The 24459-nt window shown below is 36.0% G+C and carries 23 protein-coding genes; 18 read left to right on the plus strand and 5 right to left on the minus strand.

Features of this window, described 5'->3' with window-relative positions; translation table 11 throughout:
- The first annotated feature begins 12 nt into the window (after positions 1 to 12).
- The 6 genes from BJL90_RS05995 (at position 13) to BJL90_RS06020 (ending at position 6791) form a co-directional block, all read left to right on the plus strand.
- Positions 13 to 981: a hypothetical protein gene (locus BJL90_RS05995; RefSeq protein ID WP_070965330.1), complete on the plus strand. Its 969-nt coding sequence runs from the start codon at positions 13 to 15 to the stop codon at positions 979 to 981.
- Between the two features lie 739 nt (positions 982 to 1720).
- A complete protein-coding gene (locus tag BJL90_RS23125) occupies positions 1721 to 2764 on the plus strand; it encodes a 3D domain-containing protein (RefSeq protein ID WP_070965331.1) in 1044 nt (347 codons plus the stop codon).
- An 83-nt stretch (positions 2765 to 2847) separates the two neighbouring features.
- Positions 2848 to 3384, plus strand: a complete 537-nt coding sequence (gene rnmV / locus BJL90_RS06005) for a ribonuclease M5 (RefSeq protein ID WP_070965334.1) — start codon at positions 2848 to 2850, stop codon at positions 3382 to 3384.
- 11 nt (positions 3385 to 3395) lie between these two features.
- On the plus strand, positions 3396 to 4259 hold the full coding sequence (gene rsmA, locus BJL90_RS06010) for a 16S rRNA (adenine(1518)-N(6)/adenine(1519)-N(6))-dimethyltransferase RsmA (RefSeq protein ID WP_070965337.1): 864 nt from the start codon (positions 3396 to 3398) through the stop codon (positions 4257 to 4259).
- 94 nt (positions 4260 to 4353) lie between these two features.
- Entirely contained in the window at positions 4354 to 5670 is a 1317-nt protein-coding gene (locus tag BJL90_RS06015) for a DUF7922 domain-containing protein (protein ID WP_070965338.1), read from the plus strand.
- Positions 5671 to 5786: 116 nt separating this feature from the next.
- Positions 5787 to 6791, plus strand: coding sequence for a sodium:calcium antiporter (locus tag BJL90_RS06020; protein WP_070965341.1), 1005 nt, complete (start codon positions 5787 to 5789; stop codon positions 6789 to 6791).
- Between the two features lie 34 nt (positions 6792 to 6825).
- Here the strand turns inward: BJL90_RS06020 and BJL90_RS06025 are convergent, their stop codons facing one another.
- The 3 genes from BJL90_RS06025 to BJL90_RS06035 all read right to left on the minus strand — a co-directional run bounded on the left by BJL90_RS06025 (position 6826) and on the right by BJL90_RS06035 (position 8133).
- Positions 6826 to 7284 (minus strand): rhodanese-like domain-containing protein, encoded by a 459-nt coding sequence (locus BJL90_RS06025; RefSeq protein ID WP_081561862.1) that lies wholly within the window; start codon positions 7282 to 7284, stop codon positions 6826 to 6828.
- A 70-nt stretch (positions 7285 to 7354) separates the two neighbouring features.
- Positions 7355 to 7807, minus strand: coding sequence for a sporulation membrane protein YtrI (locus tag BJL90_RS06030; protein ID WP_070965343.1), 453 nt, complete (start codon positions 7805 to 7807; stop codon positions 7355 to 7357).
- Positions 7804 to 8133, minus strand: a complete 330-nt coding sequence (locus BJL90_RS06035; protein ID WP_070965347.1) for a YtrH family sporulation protein — start codon at positions 8131 to 8133, stop codon at positions 7804 to 7806. The genes BJL90_RS06030 and BJL90_RS06035 overlap by 4 nt, the downstream gene beginning before the upstream one ends.
- A 104-nt stretch (positions 8134 to 8237) precedes the next feature.
- Between BJL90_RS06035 and BJL90_RS06040 the strand changes: the two genes are divergently transcribed.
- Positions 8238 to 8636 carry a hypothetical protein gene (locus BJL90_RS06040; protein ID WP_070965350.1) on the plus strand — a complete coding sequence of 133 codons (399 nt, stop codon included), beginning with the start codon at positions 8238 to 8240 and terminating at the stop codon, positions 8634 to 8636.
- A 26-nt stretch (positions 8637 to 8662) separates the two neighbouring features.
- On the opposite strand, the gene BJL90_RS06045 is transcribed toward BJL90_RS06040, so the two are convergent.
- On the minus strand, positions 8663 to 9904 hold the full coding sequence (locus BJL90_RS06045; protein WP_070965353.1) for an NAD(P)-dependent oxidoreductase: 1242 nt from the start codon (positions 9902 to 9904) through the stop codon (positions 8663 to 8665).
- A gap of 355 nt (positions 9905 to 10259) precedes the next feature.
- Between BJL90_RS06045 and BJL90_RS06050 the strand changes: the two genes are divergently transcribed.
- From BJL90_RS06050 to BJL90_RS06070, 5 genes are all read left to right on the plus strand, one after another.
- Positions 10260 to 11813 carry an AbgT family transporter gene (locus BJL90_RS06050; protein ID WP_081561863.1) on the plus strand — a complete coding sequence of 518 codons (1554 nt, stop codon included), beginning with the start codon at positions 10260 to 10262 and terminating at the stop codon, positions 11811 to 11813.
- A gap of 213 nt (positions 11814 to 12026) precedes the next feature.
- Positions 12027 to 13142 carry a M20/M25/M40 family metallo-hydrolase gene (locus tag BJL90_RS06055; RefSeq protein WP_070965356.1) on the plus strand — a complete coding sequence of 372 codons (1116 nt, stop codon included), beginning with the start codon at positions 12027 to 12029 and terminating at the stop codon, positions 13140 to 13142.
- A gap of 267 nt (positions 13143 to 13409) precedes the next feature.
- Positions 13410 to 14876 (plus strand): aminotransferase class I/II-fold pyridoxal phosphate-dependent enzyme, encoded by a 1467-nt coding sequence (locus BJL90_RS06060; protein ID WP_070965359.1) that lies wholly within the window; start codon positions 13410 to 13412, stop codon positions 14874 to 14876.
- Positions 14877 to 14968: 92 nt separating this feature from the next.
- Positions 14969 to 15961 (plus strand): LCP family protein, encoded by a 993-nt coding sequence (locus BJL90_RS06065; RefSeq protein WP_070965362.1) that lies wholly within the window; start codon positions 14969 to 14971, stop codon positions 15959 to 15961.
- A gap of 46 nt (positions 15962 to 16007) precedes the next feature.
- The gene (locus tag BJL90_RS06070) at positions 16008 to 17744 is read left to right on the plus strand and encodes a CotH kinase family protein (protein WP_070965365.1); all 1737 of its coding nucleotides are present in this window, start codon (positions 16008 to 16010) and stop codon (positions 17742 to 17744) included.
- Positions 17745 to 17767: 23 nt separating this feature from the next.
- Here BJL90_RS06070 and murC read toward each other — a convergent pair whose 3' ends face one another.
- The gene (gene murC, locus BJL90_RS06075; RefSeq protein WP_081561865.1) at positions 17768 to 19150 is read right to left on the minus strand and encodes a UDP-N-acetylmuramate--L-alanine ligase; all 1383 of its coding nucleotides are present in this window, start codon (positions 19148 to 19150) and stop codon (positions 17768 to 17770) included.
- A 352-nt stretch (positions 19151 to 19502) separates the two neighbouring features.
- Between murC and purR the strand changes: the two genes are divergently transcribed.
- From purR to BJL90_RS06105, 6 genes are all read left to right on the plus strand, one after another.
- Positions 19503 to 20321: a pur operon repressor gene (purR, locus tag BJL90_RS06080; protein WP_070965368.1), complete on the plus strand. Its 819-nt coding sequence runs from the start codon at positions 19503 to 19505 to the stop codon at positions 20319 to 20321.
- Between the two features lie 176 nt (positions 20322 to 20497).
- A complete protein-coding gene (spoVG, locus tag BJL90_RS06085) occupies positions 20498 to 20803 on the plus strand; it encodes a septation regulator SpoVG (RefSeq protein ID WP_070965370.1) in 306 nt (101 codons plus the stop codon).
- A 236-nt stretch (positions 20804 to 21039) separates the two neighbouring features.
- Complete coding sequence (glmU, locus tag BJL90_RS06090) at positions 21040 to 22419, plus strand: bifunctional UDP-N-acetylglucosamine diphosphorylase/glucosamine-1-phosphate N-acetyltransferase GlmU (RefSeq protein ID WP_070973011.1); 1380 nt, start codon at positions 21040 to 21042, stop codon at positions 22417 to 22419.
- A 6-nt stretch (positions 22420 to 22425) separates the two neighbouring features.
- Positions 22426 to 23373 carry a ribose-phosphate diphosphokinase gene (locus BJL90_RS06095; protein ID WP_070965373.1) on the plus strand — a complete coding sequence of 316 codons (948 nt, stop codon included), beginning with the start codon at positions 22426 to 22428 and terminating at the stop codon, positions 23371 to 23373.
- A gap of 148 nt (positions 23374 to 23521) precedes the next feature.
- Entirely contained in the window at positions 23522 to 24082 is a 561-nt protein-coding gene (gene pth / locus BJL90_RS06100) for an aminoacyl-tRNA hydrolase (RefSeq protein ID WP_070965376.1), read from the plus strand.
- Positions 24079 to 24459, plus strand: coding sequence for a hypothetical protein (locus BJL90_RS06105; protein WP_070965379.1), 381 nt, complete (start codon positions 24079 to 24081; stop codon positions 24457 to 24459). Before pth ends, BJL90_RS06105 begins: the two co-directional genes overlap by 4 nt.

A 24459-nucleotide genomic window follows, 5' to 3' on the forward strand; every position in this document is an offset into this window, starting at 1 on the left:
GAGTGGGGTATTGTGAAAAAAAATCATATAGGGATGATATTAGCTTTATTATTAATTTTTTCTATGACAATGATAGCTATAGCGGATTTAAATACGACAGATGCAAATTATGAAGGGTTTATAGATGATAAAAAAGAAGGAATGACTGCTGGCGAGATGCTGGAGAAGGCGACAGAAGAATTACTTGCGCTTGAGACAATGAAATATACACTTGATATGAATATGAAATCCCATGTGATAGAAAAGGCAGAAGAAGGTCTAAAGGAAGCTGATATGACGATAAAAATGTTTCAGGAGGGGGCCATAGATCTTCAAAATGATAAAGTTCATGTGATAAGCACTTCAAAGGCTATGACGGTGGAGGAAGAAATAGATACTGTTACAGAATTATTTATGGATAACTATACCATGTATATGAAGTTTCCTGGAGCAGGCAAATGGTTTAAAAATGACATCAACCCAATCAGGCAGGAACTACAAGGGTTACTGGGAAGAAATATAGAAAACAATGCAGGGATTTCTAAACAACAAATGGCGTTATTTGGTAGAAGAGCTACCTACTTACCAGATGAAAGAATGAATGAAGAAGATTATTATGTTATCCTGTTAACAGTAGATCAAGAAGCCTTTAAAGCTGCAGCGGATGAGATGACTAAAGCCACTATGGAAATTACGACACAAGCAATAGACTTAGAAGTGACATCTTCCAGCCAACAAGAAGAACTACAGGAGGAAATAGGAGCTATGATAAAGGAACTGATGCATAATATGAATATGGATATAGCGTATACATATTATATTGATAAGGATAGCAAAACCTTAGAAAAAATGGATGTTGTTCAGAGAATGTATATGATGTCGGGAATTGTAGAAATTCATACTACGAATACAGGCAGCTTTAACTACTATGCCTTTGACGAAGAAATAAGCTTTCCAAGCATTCCTCCAGAAGACATCACAGAAGGATTTATGGTGCAATAATTGAAAAAATATGCTATTTATAAAGGGTTCAGCGACAAATTGCTGAACTTTTCTCTTTTATTCGTTTAATTTCCTGGGAAATTTTCAAAAACCTGCTAACGTAGATATAATCTCTTTACAAAAAGAACGTTATACTGACAATAATTTTGTTGTTTTGATAGAAGTATGATGAAGTGATAAAACTGAAAGAGATGCATATAATGAATCATAGCCTATGGAAAGGTATTTTGCATGATGAAAAAATTTTTATGTCATTATTATATATAGATATATGCCTTTAAGCTGGAATTTTAATATCTAGGACTTATGATTTTGCCTTGGCAAAAAAACGTAGCCTTTAACAAACAAAAATTTGCAAGGGTACATATGTATAAAAAGTTATAAAAAACCATTTAAGAGGAAATAATTCATAATAACTATTAAGAAAATTCCATTTAATGGTTAAAAGTTTGACAAATACATCATAATGACATAAAATAATAGAAACTTATTCCCTAGGTATACAGTTCATTTGTTATCGTGAAAAATGAACTGCTGTAGAAAAAACTGTATTTTATTCTTTGAAATTTATTATAGGCATACGCCTTTAAGCTTGAATTTTAATATCCAGGATTTGCGATCTCACCTTGTCTAAAAAATGTAGCTGAGAATTGCAAGTGCAGCCCGTAGCATATTAAAGTTCGTAGACGCATGTCTATATTCAAGAAGAATATAATACAAGAAAACAGGAGGAATATGTATGGAAACTTTTTTAGGCGGTAAAGATTTTTTGAAGGGAGTTAATAAAAAAGCCTTTATTGCTATAGTTTTCGTAACAGCACTATGTGTTAGCCTTGGGTTAATGGCGATGCGAAAAAATGTAACAATTGTTTACGACGGAAAGGAAGAAAGGGTTGTAACTTTTGCAAGCACTGTAGAAGCCCTTATAAACAAACAAGGTATAGAAGTCCAAGAGGTAGACAAGGTTGTACCAGGGCTTCAAGAAAAGCTTAAGGAAGATACCCGAATTATTATCCATAGGGCCTTTGAAATTCAATTGATAGAGGGCCAACAGCAAAAAAGCATTACTACAGCAGAGAAAACTGTAGGGGATTTAATCGAGACGTTGGATCTAAAGCTAGGGGAGAAGGACAAAGTTCAGCCGGATTTACATACCACGCTAAATCCAGGGGATATAGTTGAAGTTATAAGGGTAACTGAAGAAGTTCTTACAGAGAATCAAGAAATTCCCTTCCAGACAACGATTAAATATAATGAAGAGTTAGAACTTGGAAAAACAAGAAGAATTCAAGAAGGGGAATCTGGCTTAAAGGAGATAAAGCTAGGAATCACTTATGAGAATAATGTAGAAGTAGCAAGAGAAGTAATAGAAGAAAAGATTATAAAAGAAGCCACCAATGAAATTGTAGAAAAAGGAACCGGCAATATTTTAGTGACCTCTAGGGGAGATACAAGAAGATATAGAGAAGTACTCATTATGGAAGCTTCTGCCTATACTGCTGGTTATGAAAGTACAGGGAAAAGCCCCGGAGATCCTTACTTTGGTATTACTGGTACCGGAACACAAGTAAGACCAGGGGTAGTAGCAGTAGATCCTAAGGTGATACCGTTGGGATCAAGTCTCTATGTAGAATCCTTAGACAGAACCCCTAGCTATGGCATGGCTAGTGCTGAGGATACAGGTGGTGCTATAAAAGGGAATAAAATAGATCTTTACTTTGAAAATCGTTCAGATGCCTTGCGTTTTGGTCGAAGAAAAGTTAAAGTTTATATATTAGACTAATATAAATGATAGCGGAGAATTTATTCTCCGCTATCATTTATAGATGGTAAGAAAACTAACTTTATAAAGAAGGAGATAAAAAGGTGATTAAAGAAATTATTGTTGTAGAGGGCAAAGATGATGTAGCAGCGATAAAAAGAGCCGTCGAGGCAGAAACAATTATAACAGGAGGATTTGCCTTACCTCCATCAACGATAGAGCGAATTAAGACAGCCGCAAAAAAACGTGGCGTTATTATTTTTACTGATCCTGATTTTGCTGGGGAAAAAATTAGAAAAACGATTGCTGCACAGGTACCTAATTGTAAACATGCCTTTCTCCCTAAAGAGAAAGCTATGAAGGAGGGAGATATTGGCATTGAAAATGCTTCTCCAGAGAATATTCTGCTTGCATTAAAAAGCGCTCGAAGCCAAATAATAGAAAAAAGGCGGGAATTCACGCAAAAAGATTTAATAGAAAAAGGCTTGATTGGTAATCCTCAAGCGGCTTTTCGCAGAGCTGAACTAGGAAAGATATTGGGTATAGGCTATGGCAATGCAAAGCAGTTTTTAAATCGTTTAAATCATTATGGTGTTACGAGAGAAGAGTGGCAAGAAGCTTTAAAGAAGTTAGAAAAGTAGAGGAGATATGTATGGATAAAATTGCATCGCCTAAAAAAACAAGAGAAATCATTGAACAATATCAGTTTAAATTTTCTAAGAGCTTAGGACAAAACTTTTTGATTGATAAAAATATACTAGAAAAAATTGTGGAGGGAGCAGGTGTCACTAAGGAAGATAATGTCATAGAAGTAGGACCGGGAATTGGAAGCTTGACACAACACATTGCAGAGAAAGGGAAGTCTGTGGTAGCTATAGAAATAGACAAAAGTCTTTTGCCCATATTAAAAGATACGCTACAGTCCTACGACAATGTAGAGGTTATTCATGAAGATGTGTTGAAGCTAGATATTCACAGTTTAATACACCAAAAGTTTCACGGGAAAAAAGTAAAAGTAATAGCTAATTTGCCTTACTATGTTACTACCCCCATTGTTATGAAGTTTTTGGAGGAAAAGGTGCCGTTGACCTCCATGACGATTATGATACAGCAAGAGGTAGCAAAACGGATGGAAGCACAGCCCTCCACCAAAGATTATGGCGCTCTTTCTATAGCTGTACAATACTACTGCCAGCCTAAAATATTATTGAAAGTACCTCCTTCCGTGTTTATACCTCAACCTAAAGTGGACTCTACGGTAATAAGATTAGATGTGTTAGAAAAACCGAAGGTTTACGTAGAGGATGAGATGTTTTTTTTCAGTCTTGTTAAAGATGCCTTCGGAAAACGAAGAAAAACCTTATTAAATGCTCTAAGTACGGGAATATTAGCAATCAATAAAGAACTGGTAAAGGAAGTGCTGCAGGAGGTAGGGATCGAGGAAAAAAGGCGAGGGGAAACATTAACAATAGAAGAGTTTGCGGCTTTATCCAATAGTTTTTCTGCTAGAGGGTAGGTATTACTGGATTTTATAGCAACTATTTCCTTCCTTTTACATATATTAATAAAAAGGTTTGAAAACTTTATGAATATATGAAGGGGGCGAATTAGTGAAAAGGCGATATAGAAGATATTTTGTTATGCTAGAGGAAGAAGACAAGGGTTATAGTATTTCAAAGTCGGAAGGCACCAAGGGCTATGGAAAAATTGAAGTGCGTAATAGCAGTGGGATCTTATCTCTATACTGTCAAAATTTAAAAAAACTAGAAGAAAAAAAAGAAAGTTATCGATTGTATTTAATCCAGACGAAGGCTACCCTAGAGCCCGTTGTTGTAGATATTGGGCCAGTGAAGGTAGAGGGTGGTGGTAAAGGGGAAATCATATGGGAGTTTAACGCGGAGAATGTAAAAGGATCCAAAAAAGCAATAGAGGATTTTGACACCCTTGCACTTGCAGTAGAAACAGTGGAGGAATCTCAGAGGGTAGTAGTACCTTTAGTGGGATATATACATAAAGAAAAAACAAACTGGAAATCAGCATTACAAAAAAACTTGTTTATCTCTAGTGAGATAAAGTCTGTTAAAAGACCAGATGAAAAATCTCTAGAAATTCAAAATGATATAGTGAGTATGAAAGAAAAGCTAGAGGAAAAACCAAAAGAAAAGTCAGAAGAAAAGCCAAAAGAAAAGACAAGAGAATCAATAAAAGAAAAAAGCCAAAAAGAAGAAAAACCAAAAGAAGAAAATTTGGAAAAGGAAAAACTAGAAAAAGAAAAGTTAGAAGAGAAGAAGACCAAAGAAGAAGTACCCAAAGAAAAAAAACCAAGGGAAGAGGAGCAACAAGAGAAGAAATCTTTAGAAATAAAGGGAAAAGAAACACTAAAGGAAAGTCAGCTTGAAGAAAAGCCAAAAAGCCCCTATAGCTTTGAAAAGGATTGGGATGCTGTTTCAAAAGAAGTACATCCTTTGCAAAAATATATCGAAAGTACCTTAAAGGTGTTTCCGAGAGTAGAGCCTTTTGATGAGAAATTATTAGATTATGAATGGTGGCAAATACAATATAATGAACAAACGATTTATAGGGCCTATTTGCCTTTTATTTCACATATAGAAATGATGAGTAACCCTTACTACTATCATTATTCTTATTATTTTTCTTCTGAATATCAAAAGCAACTATATAGGTATCAGCATTATATTTTTGGTATATGTTATGATGAAAACAAAAGAGCCAAATACTATGTCTATGGTATTCCAGGAAAAAGTAATATTACGGAACAACCTTATAGAGGCAAAACAGGATTTGTATACTGGCATCCATCACACTATGCTCAATTTAAGCAGGCGGGCTTTGGTTACTGGTTGATGCATATTGATGCCGAAACTGGAAAAGTGGTAGAAGTCTTAAGGTCTAGAGAAAATCAATGAATAGAATCAATAACTGTAGTGGAGGAAGACTCTACTACAGTTTGTTGGTTTGTTACATAGACTTTCTGTTTTTGGAAAGGCTAAAGTAATGATATCAAAAAAAGAGAGGGATAGAATTGTTGAACACATACATACTATTTATTGTGAGTGCTGTCATGGTGGTAATCTCTGGAACCAAGCTTGCAGAGTACGGAGATGTCATTGCAGCTAAGACAAAGCTAGGACATAGTATTGTAGGAGGAATATTGATTGCAGCTGCCACTTCTCTGCCAGAACTGGTCACTAGTGTAACTTCTGCTCTTATTGATGCTCCTGATATTGCTATAGGTAATGTTTATGGAAGCAATACCTTTAATATTATGATTTTAGCACTTATTGATATTTTACATGGACAAGGACCCCTAACAATTAAAGTAAAAATGAACCACATACTGGCAGGTATGCTAGGAGTATTACTTTCGGCGTTAGGGGCAATGGCGATTTTGATGAGTCAAATAGGTGGGATAGATTTTAAAATAGGGTGGACAAGCATAAGCAGTTTTACGATTTTTGCCATATACTTATATGGTTCCATTTTAATTCTGCGTTATGAAAACAAAAATCAACAGGAGGAGCCGCCTGAAGATATCGATACTGTAGATGATAAAGGTATCCCTTTAAGCAAGGCAATTATTGGATTCGGACTAGCCTGTGGGATTATTATTTGGGCGGGCATGACATTATCTCAAGTAGGAGATGTTATAGCAGTGCAAACAGGATTAGGACATACTTTTGTAGGAACACTGCTTATAGCAGCTACCACTTCCCTACCAGAATTAGTGTCTTCTATAGCAGCGATTAAGATAGGGGCTTATGATATGGCTGTAGGAAATGTTTTTGGAAGTAATATATTTAATATGCTTATCATCGTAGTGACAGACATTGTCTACTATAAGGGTTCTATTTTTACCATGATCAACATAGATCATACCATAACAGCTATGGCAGGTATTGTATTAAGTTGTATTGCTGTTATTGGGTTGTTTTATCGATCGAGAAGAACTTTTTTTACCATCGGTTGGGACTCTGTATTTATTTTAGTTTTTTATGTTTTATCTATCTATTTGATTTTTATCTCTTAAAGAATAAATGAGCTATGCTGCTTGGCATAGCTTTTTAGTCGTCACTATAAATTACTGATTTTTTTATTTCGTAGGGCCATTTTTTGTAGCCTCCAACAAGAGAGTAGACCCTGGGATAACCAGATTCAGATAAAAGTTTAGAAGCCTTTTGACTATCCTTGCCATTACCACAATAGATAAGATAAATATTTTCTGTAGCCAACTCTGATTTTCTCTGTTTTAGATCTTTTAAAGGAAGAAGAAAGGCATTTTCTAAATGCCCTTGATCATATTCCTTTTCATTTCTCACATCTAAAATAACGATATGAGGATTTCCTTCTATTAACTCCTTCGCCTCTTCTGGTAAAAGATTACTATAAGTATACTTTATGGTGGAGTAATTACTTACTGCTTTATCTCTAGTAAAAATAAAAAAGACGATTCCTATGATCAGCACCAATAGAAAGCCAAGGAGAATGTAAAGATTTCTTCTTTTTACTACAAAAATATGCATTTTTTCACCCCCTACTGAAATGAACTGTCTATTAGTAATATATTTTCTAGAAGAAACTTTTAGTACAATATTATAAACTTTCCATTATCTGTGCCTTAACAGCAATAGATATTTTTTCGCTGAGAATAATGTATTTTACTCTTAATTTGATATTGCGACCTTCAATATCAAGAATACGATCTTCTAATATTTTATAGATCATTTCACCATCAATACTCCACAGTTCCCGTCCTACTAAGTCTGCCATATAAAAGTGAATAGTCTTTTCAATTTCATCCTTAACCAAGGAATTACCATCGAATTCCACTTCTATGACAAGATCTTTAATAATAGAGGCTTTTTCTTTATTAAGACTTTCATTAAGGCGTTCTAACTTAATTTCCCGATCCAATAATTGATTATTTAATTGGTTTTGTATGCGATAAAGTCGATCCAGTGTATGCATTTGTGCTAAATTCATCACCGCCAAGCCCAGGATAAACCCTATGATAAAAATGGCAAGAACATTGTACCTTTTTTTCATAGTTTTCCACTACCCTCTAGGTAATAAATGAGTTTATAGGCAATATGAGCCCCTAAGAGGGCACTTAGTATATAAATCACTTGTTTTACTACACTTCTAATTTCTCCATTGAAGATTCCTGTATCCAAAACTTTAAAGGAGGGAAAGGTACCCCCTAAAGATACAACAATTGCCCAAATTTTAATTTGTTCACATAAATCCATCATAGTTTTAAGCGGTGGATGTCCATTTAAAGTAGCTGCTACCCCTCCCAATAAACATCCTCCTAATAGCACCCCTAAAGAAATAAAAAAGTTGTAAATGATATTTTGATAAAAAGTAAACATAGCTTCTTCACCTCGATCGCATAGTAATAAATTATATGCTGATCAGTAACAGATTTTTCATAAATTGCATAATATGTATGAAAAAAAGGAGGGAGGAAAAGTCTATGTATAACAATCCAACACATTACCCATATGCACAATACCCATACCATGGTATACCTGAGGGTTATATGGAGTACTATGATGATAGAAGTGGATTGATTGATTTATATCCAGATGTTTATCAGAGCGTTTATCCTAGAGTTCAAGAAATTTGTGGTCGCTATGATCTATATAACAATCCAAGAATGTATCCGCAGGTAGATTCTACACTTATTCAACAAATGGTGGATGAAGTTTATCAGCTGTCAACAAATGAAGTGGAGGCAGAGCAGTGGGGGCCAAGAGGAGCTTTTAGAGATTTGATTACGATTCTTATCATCAGGGAACTTTTGGCTAGACGTCGTAGGAGACCTTTCCCAGGATTTCCACCAAGGAGACCTAGATTTGGATACTTTTATTAAAAAAGGTGGAGATTTTTCTCCACCCTTTACTTTTTATCGTTATTTTTGTACTTATCATCCACGTAGCTTTCGATAGCATCACATACAAGTTTTGTATGATGAACTGCTTCAACCACCGTTTTTGCCCCTGTAACAACATCACCAGAAGCAAAGACCCCTTCCCGCGTTGTCATTCCTTTTTCATCGGTAATAAGAAGCCCTCTATCATTCACCTGTATCCCCGTAGTATGGGCGACAATATTACTTCTAGGTCCTTGGCTGGCAGCAATGATAAGAGAATCTATCTCTATAAGGAATTCTGTATCTTCAATATGACGAAGACCACCATCAGTAAGTTCATTTCTTATACATTTTACATGGTTCTCTGTAATCTCTATAGGACTAACCAAAAACTCAAACTTTACCCCATCAAGCTTAGCCAGTTCAACCTCTGAGGGAATAGCCGGCAGACTTTCTTCATCCCGCCTGTATAAAACCGTTACTTCCTTAGCACCTTTTCGAATAGCGGTTCTAGCTACATCCATTGCAGTATTGCCTCCTCCTACTACCACCACCCTACTACCTAGGGAAAAGACATCGGGGTTTTTTAAATAGGCGACGGCATAGTGAACATGTCCTAAACTTTCTCCCTTGACATTCAAGGTATTAGGATTCCACACTCCGGTAGCAATAAATACAGCATCATAACCATCACGAAATAGCGTGTCGATGGTGAGGATTGGTCCTATTAAAGTATTTGGTCTGATTTTTACACCTATTTTCACCAAGTTTTCAGTAAAAGTATCTAAAATTCTATTAGGCAATCGAAATTCAGGGATACCGTACCTCAAAAATCCACCAAGCTTTTCTTGTGCTTCAAAAAGAGTAACATGAAAGCCTTTTTCTCCAAGAAGAAAAGCAGCGGTTAAACCTGCAGGGCCAGAACCGATGATCGCAACTTTGCCAGGTTTTTTTTCAATATCATAGGTTTTAGGCGTACTTAAATAATAATCAGAGATATAATTTTCTATACCGCTAATATTAACAGGTTTTCCTTTTTTTCCTAAAATACAGCCTCCTTCACATTGATGTTCATGAGGACATACAACAGAACAGATAACAGATAAAGGATTATTGGCAAAAAGATCCTTGCCCGCCTTTTCAATATTACCCCCTAAAAAGTTCTGAATAAAACCCGGTATATCCGTAGCTATAGGGCAACCAGCTTGACATTGGGGATTTTTACAATTTAAACATCGTTTTGCTTCATGCATAATATGTTTAGCCATTTTTATGTCACCTCTGTCTACATGAATTTTAATAGTTATCTTATATCATTTTGCTAAGAATAACAAGATATAATTCTTAATTTTGTAAATAGTTAATAAATAGTCAAAGGACAGCGTTATCTATAACTTAAATGCAGGGATCTATAAAGCAATACATCCATAAATTACCTAAAATAAAATAAATTTGCTAGAGTAAAGCATAATGCCATAATACAGATTCTAATCTGAATATTAATAGGATTTCAAATATTTTTTAATTATTAAAAACCTTTGACAAGTCAACAAATTTTAATATATACTATTTCTACACGCACTTATATACGAATAATATATACTAAAGATAGGAGGTAGAATAGTGAGTACAAAAATTGTAAGCACAAAAAAGCGCGGATTTTTTAATAAGTTTTTAGATTTCGTAGAAGTAGCAGGAAATAAATTACCCCATCCAGTAACACTTTTTGTGATCTTCAGTTTAGCAGTTATTCTTATTTCGGCTATAGCTGCAGCTGCTGGTACAACTGTTGAGTTCGAGAGAATCAACACGGCTACAGGAGAAACCGAAATGGCAACGGTTGCAGCAATTAGCTTATTGACAGTAGAGGGGATTAGAAGAATTTTTGCTGAAGCAGTAACAAACTTCACGAGCTTCGCACCCCTAGGTACAGTGCTTGTAGCTATGTTGGGGGTTGGGGTTGCTGAAGGTACAGGGTTAGTACAAGCTTCCCTTAGAAAATTAGTTTTAAGTACACCGCAAAAACTAATCACAGCGGTTGTTGTTTTTGCTGGTGTTATGTCAAACGTTGCATCAGATGCTGGTTATGTTGTATTGGTACCATTAGGAGCATTGATTTTCTTAAGTTTTGGTAGACATCCACTAGCAGGCCTAGCTGCTGCCTTTGCCGGTGTATCTGGTGGTTTCAGCGCAAACTTAATGGTGGGTACGCTAGATCCACTGCTAGGGGGAATTAGTCAACAGGCAGCGCAGATGTATTCACCAGGATACACTGTAGATCCTACAGCAAATCTTTATTTCATGATTGCTTCAACCTTCCTTATCACGATTATTGGTACGCTTGTAACAGAAAAAATTGTTGAACCAAGACTTGGCCAGTATAAGGGTGAAGAGGTTGCAGAAATTAAAGGTATTACGATGGAAGAATCTAGAGGGTTGGTATGGGCAGCTATCTCATTGTTAGCATTTGTAGCAGTCATACTAGTAATGGTTGTGCCAAGTAATGGAATATTAAGATCTCCTGAAGGGGAGGTATTACGTAACTCTGCCTTTATGGCTGGATTAGTGCCAATTATTGCGTTGACTTTCTTGATTCCTGGTGTAGCTTATGGTATTGCAGCAAAAACTGTAAAAAGTGATAAAGACGTAGCGGCTTTTATGGGTAAAGCTATGTCAACGATGGGTGGGTATTTGGTACTAGCCTTTGTTGCAGCTCAGTTTGTAAGTTACTTTAACTGGACAAATCTAGGTACGATTTTAGCGGTTAAGGGAGCTAACTTTTTAAGAGCAACAGGCATGACAGGTATTCCAATGTTGATAGGATTTATTCTTGTTTCAGGATTTATTAATCTATTTATCGGTAGTGCTTCAGCAAAGTGGGCGATTATGGCACCCGTATTCGTACCAATGCTAATGGCTATAGGTTATTCACCAGAATTTACACAATTAGCCTATAGGATTGGCGATTCAACAACAAATATTATTACACCACTTATGTCTTACTTCGCAGTAATCGTAGCCTTTGCTCAAAAATATGATAAAGAAACAGGTATCGGTACAATTATTTCTACAATGGTACCTTACTCTGCACTATTTTTATTAGGATGGACAATACTATTTGTAGCATGGTTCTTCTTAGGATTACCATTAGGACCAGAAGCATTTATTAGAATTTAGTGATAAAATTCACGAGATTTTTAAAAGAAGTGAAGAAGGAAAATTCTTCGCTTCTTTTTTCTTTCAGTAGCCATTATGATATAATTATAGGCAGATTTAGCAATACTACATAGAGTACAAGGAATCTTAATGTGAACCTCAACATAAACTTCAACAGAAGCTTCAACATATAGGTGCATGCATAGGGATATAACTCTAGAAAGGAGATGGATTATGGTAAATCAAGAGCGTTTAGTACAGGAATTTTTAGAATTAGTACAAATTGACAGTCACTCTGGCAAAGAGGGGGAGATTGCTAAAGTTTTACGGAAAAAGCTTCAGGATTTAGGTTTAGAGGTTTACATAGATGATGCCAATAAAAAAGTAGGAGGAGAAACCGGCAATCTTATTGCAAAACTAAGGGGAACAGGAAAAGGAGAAACCATTTTGTTTAGCTGTCATATGGACACAGTAAAACCAGGTGAAGGCGTAAAGCCTTTAGTAAAGGATGGTGTGATCTATAGTGATGGTACCACGATTCTAGGAGGAGATAATAAAGCTGGCATTGCTGCAGTTTTAGAAGGCCTTCGAATCGTTAAAGAAAAGAACCTTTCCCATGGGGATGTGGAGGTAGTCTTCAGTATTTGGGAAGAGGGAGGACTATTTGGAGTAAAAAACCTTGACTACAATAAAATAAATGCAAAATATGGTTTTGTGTTAGATAGTGGTGGCGCTCCTGGAGAGATTATTACAGTAGGCCCTAGTCAAGACAAAGTGAACGCAAAAATCTTTGGTAAACCAGCCCATGCTGGTGTGGCACCTGAGGAAGGCATCAGCGCTATTATGATTGCAGCTAGAGCGATCGAGAACATGAAATTATTAAGAATTGATGAGGAAACCACAGCAAATATAGGGGTAATTACTGGTGGAGAAGCCACCAATATCGTGACACCTTTGGTGGAAATCAAAGCAGAAGCTAGAAGTATTTCTGAAGATAAGCTTGATGCACAAACAGAACATATGGTGCAAGCGTTTAAACAGGCAGCGGAGGAATTTGGTGGCAGAGTAGAGATGGATGTAGAAAGAATGTATCCGCCCTTTAGAATTGAAGAGGAGGAGGAAATCGTGAAGAAGATAAAGGAAGCCTTTTCCCAGTTAGGTTTGAAAGCCTATACAACTTCCACTGGAGGAGGTAGTGATACCAATATTTTAAATGGTAATGGCGTCAAATCTGTAAACTTAGGAATAGGTGAGAAGAAGCCACATACTTTGGAAGAGCATGTCTATATTGAAGATTTAGTAAATAGTGCTAAAATGGTAGCACAAATTATCCAAGTATTTGCTCAGTAGTGTTAACTTAACAAAAATGTAAAGGGTAAAAAAGGCATACAAGGACCTTATAACGTCATTGTATGTCTTTTTTATGAAAGGGGAAAATAATTATTAACAAAAAACTATTGATTTTTTTATTCAAATAGTTTTTAATAAATCTATTGTGCAAAATTAGTATAGATGTGCGCCCTTAAATTTTAATATACTAAGGGCTACATTTGCAGCCCACGGTTTTGTCTATGAATTTTAATAGACCAAATATGTTTTAAGAAAGAGGTGAATTTCATGGTGAACTTTAATCAAAATCAAACACCATTATTTACAGGCTTAAGGGATTATCACAGGAGGAATGTTATTCCCTTTGACGTGCCAGGACATAAACACGGTAAAGGTTTAAAGGAATTCACTGAGTATGTAGGTAATACTGTTATGGAAATTGATGTTAATTCTATGAAGTGTTTGGATAATATTTGCAACCCTATAGGTGTGATTAAACAAGCGGAGGAGTTGGCGGCAGAAGCTTTTCACGCAGATCATGCTTTCTTTTTAGTAAATGGTACAACTTCAGGGATTCAAACCATGATTATGAGTGCCTGCAGGCCAGGAGAAAAAATTATACTTCCTCGTAACGCACATAAATCAGCATTATCTGGCATTATTTTAAGTGGTGCAGTGCCTATTTATGTGCAACCACAGGTCAATGAGAGACTTGGTATAGCCATGGGAATTACAGTTGAAGATTTAGAAAGAACCATTGCAAGACATCCCGATGCTAAAGCGGTTATGGTAATGAACCCTAACTATTATGGAGCGATCTCTAATTTAAAAGAAATTATCCGACTAGCCCATCGCCACGGTATGGCAGTATTGGTAGATGAAGCACATGGTGCCCATTTGAGGTTTCATGAAGGCTTACCTATAAGTGGTATGGAGGCAGGGGCAGATATGAGTGCTGTTAGTACCCATAAAACAGGAGGTTCCTTGACTCAAAGCTCTTTGTTATTATTGAAGGAAGGCATGATTGGGCCTTGTGTTGTCAAGAAAAATTTAAATTTAACCCAAACCACCAGTGCGTCCTATTTATTAATGGCCAGTATCGATGTGGCAAGAAAGCAATTGGCGGTTCATGGTAATGAAATATTGGGAAAAATCTTACATCTAGCTAAAGAAGCCAGAGATAAAATCAATGAAATAGAAGGGATTTATGCTTTTGGAGATGAGTTGATAGGTACACCGGGGGTACATGACTTTGATGAAACAAAATTAGGAATATTTGTTGCAGATTTAGGCCTTACAGGTTTTGAGGTATATGATTTGTTAAGAGATCACTACAATATCCAGGTGGAGCTAGCTGATCATTATAATATTTTAGCCATACTCAGCTTAGGAGACAATGCGCTACAAATAAATGCTTTGGTAGCAGCCTTAAAAGATATTGCAGAAAATTATCGAAAAGATAAGGTAATAAAAATCAAGACCAGTGTTCTTAGAAATCCAGAAATTATTGTATCTCCTAGGGACGCTTATTATAGCAATACAAAAATTGTAAGGTTAGAAGAGGCAGCAGGAGAAATCAGCGGAGAGTCTATCATGGCTTATCCTCCAGGTATTCCTATCATTGCACTAGGAGAGCGAATTACTGAGGAATTGATAGAATATGTACTTATGATAAAGAGGGAAGGCAGTTTGTTGCAGGGAACGGACGATCCTTATGTAAACTTTGTGAAGGTCTTAGGTGAGAGGAAAATATGAGTAAATATATCGAACTATAGATTTTTCTGACTAGATTTGGTATAATCAAATACAGATGAAAATTTTCAAAACAATTTGTGGGAAGTGAATCTATGAAGATATTTTTAAAAATTTTTACCCTAGCCTTTACAAGTTTTGTCCTTCTTTTCAGCGGAGCCTTTTTATCCTTTAATACCTTCATGAGGGACAAGCATCCTAGTGCAGAGGTACCTGTAATCGTGAGACCAGACGACGAACATTTTGAAGAAACAGAACCTGAAATTAAAGATGAGCTGCTGAAGGCAGTTTCTGAGAGTAAGCGGATAAATTTTATTATGTTGGGGCTTGAGGGGATGCGAAGCGATACCATGATGTTTGTATCCTTTGATCCAGAAAACAAGGATTTAGATGTTATTTCTATACCTAGAGATACTTACTATCCGCGAGTAGGGTATAATAGCGCAGCAAAAAAGAAAATTAATGCAGCTTATGGAGATCATGGAGCAGCAGGCGTAAAGACAGTAGTCAGTGACCTGTTATTTGATATTCCAGTACATCACTATATCACAATAGATTATAAAGGGGTAGCTGCTATAGTAGATGCCATTGGAGGGGTACCTGTAACGATACCTAAGGGCGGCATGCATTATAGAGATGATTATGATAAACCGCCTCTTGTAATTAACTTTCCTGCGGGACCTCGTGTTTTAAATGGAGAAGATGCTGTTAAATTTTTAAGGTATCGTAAACCTACCCCCGGTAGCGGTGCTGCAGATCGTGACGGAGATTTAGGAAGAATTGAGGCGCAACAAGAATTTATGCAATCAGCGTTGAAAAAGGCAATGAGTTTAGGTAGCTTACCAAACTTAGTATCTTCTAGTTTCAAGCATGTAAGAACGGATATTGCATTACAGGATGTCGTACGCTATGCCTCAAATGCTGTTGGCTTGAGTATGGAAAATATTAGCATGAACATGTTACCAGGTATAGCTAGATATCAGGGAGGCGTATCTTATTATTTTCACGACCAAAAAGAAACGAGACAGCTATTATTAGATATTTATGGTGTAACTCAGAAGGAACTAGATACAATAGAAGAAGAATAATAGCGGAAAACTTTCCGCTTTTCTTTTTTTGTTTAAGGAGGGAATGATGAGAAAAAATTTTTTTATCGATAAAAATTTTGCAATTTTTGGAATGATATTTATAAGCGTTATAGCTTTTGTTTTTATTTCTAGCCGTCAGTCCTACAAAAATTTTCCATCAGATTTAGATTTTCCTACCATTTACTTATATATGGAGGAAGAAGATGTAGAAAATTTATATGAACGAGATTTTTTAAGTGACCAAAGAATACAAGGATTTGCAAAAACCTCCCCGAAGGACAAAGACGCCAAAAAGGTGGAAGTAAGATTTAGGGGAGACAGTACAAGATATTTGCCGAAAAAGTCTTTTAATGTTCGGTTTGAAGAAGAACAAGATTTTCTTTTCGGTAGCAATAGAATGAATCTAAATGCCTCTTATACGGACCCTTCCCTTATGAGGGAAAAAATCTCTATGGATATGTTTAAAGAACTAGGGTTACCTGCCCCTAGGGCAGCGTATTTTAATTTATATATCAACAATATCTATGAAGGATTGTATCTTCATGTAGAAAGAATCGATGAAAATTTATTAAGTCATTTTGACTTAAATGGAAAGGGTACTTTAGTAAGAGATACTTTTGCAGCAAATCTCCAAAAGGAGGAAATGGAGAGGGCCTCTTTGTTCGGTTATGATATTGGTAGTATAGAAAATCAAGAAGCTTTACTAAGAGAGAACTTCTCCTATAGAGGAGATCCTGATTGGCAGTCTGTTATTGATTTGGCAGATTGGGTATACAATACACCGGCAGGAGAAGACTTCTATATTGGCTTTCAAGAACGTTTTTACTTAGAAGACTTTATAGATTGGTTAGCAATACATGTATTAATAGGAGATATAGATTCCTTCGCTGATGATTACTGGTTGTATTTAGATCATGAAGATCCTGATGCAAAATGGAGGGTCATACCCTGGGATAAGGATTTAACTTTTGGGTCTACTTACCGGCCTCAAGTTTATGTAGACAATGATTATTTTGCCTATGAATATCATTTATATAGACACAGTTACAGGGATAATGATATGATCATGAAGTTTTTTCAAACCCCTCAGTTACAAGAAAAGCTTTTTAGTCGCATGGCGTATTTAATGGAGGAAGTTTTTACTTTAGAATATTTTCAAAATAAAACTGCCAGTTTAAGAGAATACATTCAGGATAGTCTTCAGATCCCTCCCTCTGACTATGCTTTTATATTACATGGCCAGAACCACCATGGAGAATTGGGAAGAATGGATGAACATATAGAGACCATACTGGACTTTATTGAGTTAAGATATCAATTTATAAGACGTCAAATGTATCCTGCAGGAGACGAAATCCATACAGCGACGGTGGATTTAATGGATGCTAGGGTGGGAGATGTCGTATATTTTACCGATGCTAAGGGATGGACAATTGGTAAAATAGATATAAGGGAAATGAAAAAGAAAGGTAAGGTTACCCTTGTAGCAGAACATGAAGAAGAAATAAAGGGAATCAATAGGATATGGAGAATAACACCAGAAAATACAGATATTCTAGGTGACCTAACTTTATATTATAGAAATGAAATTTTTGACTTTGGAAAACAAAATTGGTATGAAGAGGAAGATGCTATAGGAAATCAATGGGATTTAATTATGGGTATCTATAAAAATGATAAGGCAGTTTCTCTACCTAGTAAAATCAATCCCTATTCCAATAAAGTTACCGCAACCGTTCATATAAAAGATATAGAAGAACTTGTTATTACTTACCCAGAATAAAAAAAGGGGAGATAAGCTCTCCTCTAATTTTTATTTAAAAGTGCTTCTCCAATTTTATAAACGTCCCCTGCTCCCATAGTTAGGACTAAGTCTCCTGGCTCTAACCTGTCGTAAATGTAATCTACAATTTTTTCAAATTCAGGTATATAAAGGGCTTCTAGTGAAGGATCCATTAATTCTACGAGTTTTTTACTATTTATCTCTCCATTATCTAATTCTCTCGCAGCATAGATATCTGTAATAATGGTATGGTCAGCAGCATTAAAAGCTGTGGAAAAATCTTTTAGCAAAGCCTTTGTGCGGCTATAGGTATGGGGTTGAAAGATCGCCCATATCTTTCTATGGGGATGTTGTTTTGCTGCTTCTAAGGTGGCTTTAATTTCTGCAGGATGATGAGCATAGTCATCAACTATTTTTGCCCCTTTTACTTCCCCCAGGATGTCAAAACGACGATGAATACCTTGATAGCGGTGAATGTTTTTAGCAATTGTTTCAGCTTCTAGTCCTAATAGATGAGATGTAGTAATAGAGGCTAAAGCATTATAGACATTATGAAGCCCAGGAATATTTAAACGAAAATCACCAAAAACTTCACCTTGATAAAGTACTTTAAAATTAGGATGACCTTCTTTATCAAAAGAGATATCCTGAGCGATAAAGTCTGCAGGAGTTTTAATACCATAAGTAACAATGTTACAGTCAGCACTACTATAAATCTCTCTAACCTGCGGATCATCATTACAAGCTACTAGAAATCCTTCCTTAGGTACTAGAGCTACAAACCTTCTAAAGGCATCTTTAATATGTTCTATATCTCTATAATAATCTAAATGATCTTCATCAATATTTAAGATAATAGCAATAAAGGGAAAGAACCTTAAAAAGCTTTCCACATACTCACAGGCTTCTGTAATAAAATGATTGCTTTTACCAATTTTGATATTTCCTCCAATATCCTCCAAATCTCCTCCAACCAAGATCGTAGGATCTAAACCTCCATACTCCATTAAAAGAGATAGTAATGAGGTTGTAGTGGTTTTTCCATGGCTCCCAGCTACAGCAATAGCTTTATCATATTTTTTCATAATTTGCCCTAGCATTTCTGCTCTATCTACCTCAGGAATATTTAAGGCTTTAGCCCGAACCCTTTCTGGGTTGTAATGCTTAATAGCAGCACTATATACGATTAAATCTGGGTTTTGGATATTTTCCTCTCGATGTCCTATAAATATTTCTGCTCCGTGCTCCTTCAATTTATGGAGAAGCTTTGAGTCACTAATATCTGAACCAGACACGCGATAGCCGTGGCTTAAGAGAATTTCTGCAATTGCACTCATACTAATGCCACCAATTCCAATCAAATGGATGTGATGGATTTTATGTTCATTCAAGTCAAAAGAAATCACAATCTTCGCTCCTTTACAAATAAGTTATGAAACTTCTGCTAGGTCAAGACTCCCACTTTTACAGGTAAACTTTCAAATCAGATGAACAGCATCCATCTGATTTACTGACATTCAACGTAAGCTGGAGTAATTTACTTCTAGCCATTAGTGTTGCCAAATTTAGACATTTATATAAAACCAATACTGCTTTTCACTTACAAACTTTCTCTACTTATATTAATACGAAACTCTGTTCAATATAATAACATAAAAAGTAAATAGATGCACATTAATTTTCCCTTGTATTTATTTCAACAAACGAATAAAATAGATAATATAATCAAGAATATTCATACCGGGAGGAATTATATATATGGAGAAGTTGAAAAGAAACGAAAGAATTGCTGCTATTATAAAAATCCTTGGAGATCAACCCAATAAAATATTTACGCTTAATTATTTTACGGAAAAGTTTGCTGCTGCCAAATCTACGATTAGCGAAGATATTATGGTAGTGAAGCAGTCTATGGAAAAAATGAAACTAGGAAAAATTCAAACAATTTCTGGAGCAGCTGGTGGTGTGAAGTTTATTCCCTATACCACAAAAGAACAAAACAAACAAATATTACAAAGCATCTGTAATCACTTGGGGGAAAAAGAGAGAATTCTTCCCGGTGGGTTTTTGTATATGGCAGATATTATTTATTCTCCACAAATGATTCATCAGCTGGGGGAGGTTTTTGCCAGTCAATTTAACTATAAAGAGGTGGATTATATTATAACAGTAGAAACAAAAGGTATACCACTAGCTCTTATGGTGGCAAAAGCTATGAATTTGCCTTTAGTTATTCTTAGAAGAGATAGTAAAGTGACGGAAGGTTCTACAGTAAGCATTAATTATGTTTCTGGTTCCAGTAAAAAAATGCAAAGAATGTCTCTTGCCAGAAGAGCAATTAAGCCTAATTCTAAGGTAATTATTATTGATGATTTTATGAAGGCAGGTGGCACAGCTAAGGGTATGATGGACATGATGAAGGAGTTTGACACCCAGGTAGAAGGAATCGGGGTTTTAATAGCTACCAGAGAACCACAAGAAAAGCTGGTGGAGGATTATATACCACTATTAATTCTGGAAGAAGTAGAAGAAAAAAGCGAAGCTGTAGAAATTTATCCAAACCCTGCTCTTATATAAATTTTTGTTTGTTAAAAGGCATACTAAAAAACCATAAAAAAATTAAGAAATTTATAAATATTTAGAAGGAAATTGAAAACTTATGGAGAATAAAGGTAAATAATAGAAATTATATACATCATATATTAAACTATATACAACCCAGTATCGACATAGTGGAAGGTGGTGAGGGACAGATGCAAGTAACAGATGTAAGAGTGAGAAAGGTAGCAGCAGAGGGTAAAATGAAGGCAATCGTTTCCGTTACTTTTGATAACGAATTTGTTGTACATGACATTAAGATTATCGAAGGACAAAATGGACTATTTATCGCGATGCCTAGCAGAAAAATGGGAGAAGGAGATTTTAGAGACATAGCCCATCCTATTAATTCGGACACAAGATTCAAAATTCAACAGGCTATATTTGCAGAATATGAAAAAGTTAATGAAGAAAGTGAATTAGAAGCAGTTGAGACGATAAGCGCAGCTCATGAAGCATAATTACAGTAGGAAGAAGCCTCTATAACGATCAGGCTTCTTTTTTTTATATTTTTAGTACAGAAATTAAGCAGAGTATCATCGAATAGAAGATTTTGTTGAAAAAGGGTTTATTATTTATTTAAAATATAATAAACTATTAAAGGGATAATAATAAGTATGGAGGGTAAAGTCTATTTTGTTTATTACACAATATATATAAAGAAATAAGGAGACTTTTTATGCAGGTGGTGAAAAAAATGAAATTACAAGCAATCATATTAGCAGCAGGGGCTGGAACGCGTATGAAGTCAAAGCTTCCTAAAGTACTCCATAAGGTTTGTGGTGAACCTATGCTACAACATGTTATAGATGCTGCTTATCAGTCCGATATAGAGGAATGCATCGTTGTAGTTGGGCATGGAGCACAGACAGTAAAAAACAGCTTAACAAAGGATATTAAAACTGTTCTGCAAAAAGAGCAACTGGGAACAGGGCATGCAGTCATGATGACTTATGATCAATTAACTGAAGAAGGAACAGTGTTAATTCTAAACGGAGATGGCCCTTTGATTACAGAAGATACACTAAGAGAGCTTCTTGCTTATCATCAAGAAAAAGGATACAATGCTACAGTTTTAACAGCAGATTTAGCAAACCCCCACGGTTATGGCCGAATCGTCAGAGGTACAGATAATGGGCTAATGAAAATCGTAGAGGAAAAGGATGCTTCCCCAGAGGAAAAGATGATTAAGGAAATTAATTCTGGTCTTTACTGTTTTGATGCTAAAGCACTTAGAGAAGCTTTACCTCGTATCACGAAAGAAAATGCTCAGGGAGAATATTATTTAACAGATGCCCTTGCTATTATCGCTGGTATGGGAAAAGAGGTAGGCGTTTATAAAACAAAAGACTATGAAGATATTATGGCGGTAAACGCCAAAGGCCAGCTGGCACAGGTTGAAGAAATTATGCGCCGACGCATTGCCGAGAAGCACATGGAAGAAGGCGTTACGATTATCAATCCTAGCCATACCTATATAGAAAAGCATGTAAAGATTGGTAGAGATACGATTGTTTATCCTGGTGTCATCTTAGTGGGAGATACTGTTATTGGAGAAGATTGTACCATAGGTGCTAATACAAGAATAGAAGACTCCAAGATAGGAGATTCTGTAACCATTCACCACTCCACCATCCTGCAAAGCACCGTGGGAAAGTGTACAACGGTAGGACCCTATGCTTATGTGAGACCGAATAGTCATATTGGTAAACATGTAAAAATAGGGGATTTTGTAGAAATTAAGAACGCTTTCATTGGAGATCATTCCAAAGCTTCCCACCTCGCTTATATCGGTGACGCAGAGGTAGGTAGCCATGTAAATATAGGATGTGGTGTTGTATTTGTAAATTATGATGGGAAAAATAAACATAAGACAATTATCCGTGATCATGCGTTTATTGGTAGCAACTCTAATTTAATTGCTCCTGTAATTGTGGAAGAGTATGGATATGTAGCCAGTGGTTCTACAATTACAAAGTCTGTAGAAAAAGGAGCACTAGCCATAGCCCGGAGTCATCAACATAATAAAGCCGGCTGGGTAGAAGATAAAGGTTTACTGAAAACAAAGGAGGAATAAAACAAAATGAATACGAGTGGTAGTGAGATAAAAATATTTTCTGGCAATGCTAATGTTGGATTGGCAAAGGAAATCGCTCAGGAAATAGGTGTGCCTCTTGGAAACTGTGAAGTGGGTACCTTTAGTGATGGAGAAATAGCAGTAAATATCAATGAGACCGTAAGAGGAGCAGATGTTTTTGTGGTACAACCTACACATCCTCCTGTAAATGATCATCTTATGGAGCTCTTAATTTTAATTGATGCTTTTAAGAGGGCTTCAGCAGGAAGAATAACAGCGGTTTTACCCTACTATGGCTATGCTAGACAAGATCGTAAAGCAAAGGCAAGGGACCCTATCACAGCTAAATTAGTAGCAGACCTATTGACTGTAGCCGGAGCCGATAGAGTATTAGCTATGGATTTGCATGCTGCGCAAATTCAAGGATACTTTAATATACCAGTAGACCATCTGTTAGGAGTACCAATTTTAGCTGAGTATTTTATTAAGAAGAATATTCAAGATTTAATCGTGGTTTCTCCAGACCTTGGCAGTGTTACTCGGGCTAGAAATTTTGCTAATCACCTTGATGCGCCTATTGCCATTATCGATAAAAGAAGACCTAAGGCAAATGTTTCAGAAGTAATGAACATTATTGGAGAGGTTGAAGGAAAAAATGTTATTTTAATTGACGATATGATTGATACCGCTGGTACCATTGTGCAGGCTGCCAATGCCTTAAAAGAATTTGGAGCAAAGGATGTATATGCTGCTTGTACCCATCCTTTATTGTCTGGACCAGCCATTGAAAGAATTCAAAACTCCCAGATTAAGGAACTGATCACTACCAACTCTATCACTTTGGCAGAGGAAAAAAATATCGATAAAATTAAGGTAATGTCGGTAGCCCGCTTGTTTGCAGAAGCAATTCAAAGAATTTATAAAAATATTTCTGTAAGCAGATTATTTGATTAGACTATCTTCTATCTAAGCGAAATATAGACATACGATTGTAGCCCACGGTTTTAGGTGAAACCGCAGACCGTGTATTTGAAAAATTAGCTTTAAAAGCGTGTGTCTATCGTTTAGATTCAACAAAAGGGTGCATAGGAGGTTATTAAAAATGCACATCATTGTAGGACTAGGAAATCCAGGTAAAAAGTACGATGGCACAAGACATAACATAGGCTTTGACACCATAGACCTATTAGCCCATCGTCATGGCATAAAGGTAAACAAGTTAAAACATAAGGCGCTTTACGGAGAAGGATTTTGGGGAGGAGAAAAGGTTTTATTGGCAAAGCCTCAAACCTTCATGAACTTAAGTGGAGAAAGCCTTCGAGATATGGTGGAATTCTATAAAATAGACAAGAAAAACTTGGTGGTTATTTATGATGATATTGATATAGAAGTAGGAGCCCTTAGAATTCGTCAGCAGGGCAGTGCTGGTAGCCATAATGGTATGAAGTCCATTATTTATCTACTGCAGTCTGATGCTTTCCCGAGAGTACGGATCGGCATAGGAAAACCAAAGTTTGGGGACTTAGCGGATTATGTTTTGGGAAGATTTTCAAAGGAAGAAGTGACTTCTATGAGGGAAACTGTAGAGAAAGCTGCTGAAGCAGTGGAGACCATTGTCAAAGAAGGTATAGACCTAGCTATGAATCGTTATAATAGATCATGATACTTATAGCAGGTATATTGTCGGCACTGGTTGCTTATTTATGTAATAAGATCATATTAAAATCCTTTCAAGACGAAGGTCTCACAGTATTAGTACCTTTATTAGAGGAAATGGCGAAAACCACCTTTGCCTTTTCCCTTAAAACCAGTATTATAGGAACCCATTTTATTTTTGGCTGTATAGAAGGAATTTACGATATTTTTACCTCATCAAAAAAAATAGGAAAGTGGGCTGCTGTGGCTAGTATTTTAAGCCATAGCTTTTTTGGCATGATTACTTATCTAACCTATACAAAAACAAACATTAGTTTTATAGCAATTTTGGTATCTTGGATATTCCATAGTGGATGGAATTGGTATGTAGTTAAAAAATTGTAA

Origin of the sequence: Clostridium formicaceticum (genome assembly GCF_001854185.1) — a bacterium.
Classification (GTDB): domain Bacteria; phylum Bacillota; class Clostridia; order Peptostreptococcales; family Natronincolaceae; genus Andreesenella; species Andreesenella formicacetica.

Excerpts from the sequence above, each read along its gene's own strand:
- rsmA (WP_070965337.1), top strand. The coding sequence starts at position 3,396 with ATGGATAAAATTGCATCGCCTAAAAAAACAAGAGAAATCATTGAACAA.
- BJL90_RS06045 (WP_070965353.1), bottom strand. The coding sequence starts at position 9,904 with ATGGCTAAACATATTATGCATGAAGCAAAACGATGTTTAAATTGTAAA.
- BJL90_RS06095 (WP_070965373.1), top strand. The coding sequence starts at position 22,426 with ATGAATACGAGTGGTAGTGAGATAAAAATATTTTCTGGCAATGCTAAT.
- glmU (WP_070973011.1), top strand. The coding sequence starts at position 21,040 with ATGAAATTACAAGCAATCATATTAGCAGCAGGGGCTGGAACGCGTATG.
- BJL90_RS06030 (WP_070965343.1), bottom strand. The coding sequence starts at position 7,807 with ATGAAAAAAAGGTACAATGTTCTTGCCATTTTTATCATAGGGTTTATC.
- pth (WP_070965376.1), top strand. The coding sequence starts at position 23,522 with ATGCACATCATTGTAGGACTAGGAAATCCAGGTAAAAAGTACGATGGC.
- BJL90_RS06065 (WP_070965362.1), top strand. The coding sequence starts at position 14,969 with ATGAAGATATTTTTAAAAATTTTTACCCTAGCCTTTACAAGTTTTGTC.
- BJL90_RS06105 (WP_070965379.1), top strand. The coding sequence starts at position 24,079 with ATGATACTTATAGCAGGTATATTGTCGGCACTGGTTGCTTATTTATGT.
- BJL90_RS06055 (WP_070965356.1), top strand. The coding sequence starts at position 12,027 with ATGGTAAATCAAGAGCGTTTAGTACAGGAATTTTTAGAATTAGTACAA.
- BJL90_RS06070 (WP_070965365.1), top strand. The coding sequence starts at position 16,008 with ATGAGAAAAAATTTTTTTATCGATAAAAATTTTGCAATTTTTGGAATG.
- purR (WP_070965368.1), top strand. The coding sequence starts at position 19,503 with ATGGAGAAGTTGAAAAGAAACGAAAGAATTGCTGCTATTATAAAAATC.
- BJL90_RS23125 (WP_070965331.1), top strand. The coding sequence starts at position 1,721 with ATGGAAACTTTTTTAGGCGGTAAAGATTTTTTGAAGGGAGTTAATAAA.
- BJL90_RS06035 (WP_070965347.1), bottom strand. The coding sequence starts at position 8,133 with ATGTTTACTTTTTATCAAAATATCATTTACAACTTTTTTATTTCTTTA.
- BJL90_RS06025 (WP_081561862.1), bottom strand. The coding sequence starts at position 7,284 with ATGCATATTTTTGTAGTAAAAAGAAGAAATCTTTACATTCTCCTTGGC.
- spoVG (WP_070965370.1), top strand. The coding sequence starts at position 20,498 with ATGCAAGTAACAGATGTAAGAGTGAGAAAGGTAGCAGCAGAGGGTAAA.
- BJL90_RS06040 (WP_070965350.1), top strand. The coding sequence starts at position 8,238 with ATGTATAACAATCCAACACATTACCCATATGCACAATACCCATACCAT.
- BJL90_RS06060 (WP_070965359.1), top strand. The coding sequence starts at position 13,410 with ATGGTGAACTTTAATCAAAATCAAACACCATTATTTACAGGCTTAAGG.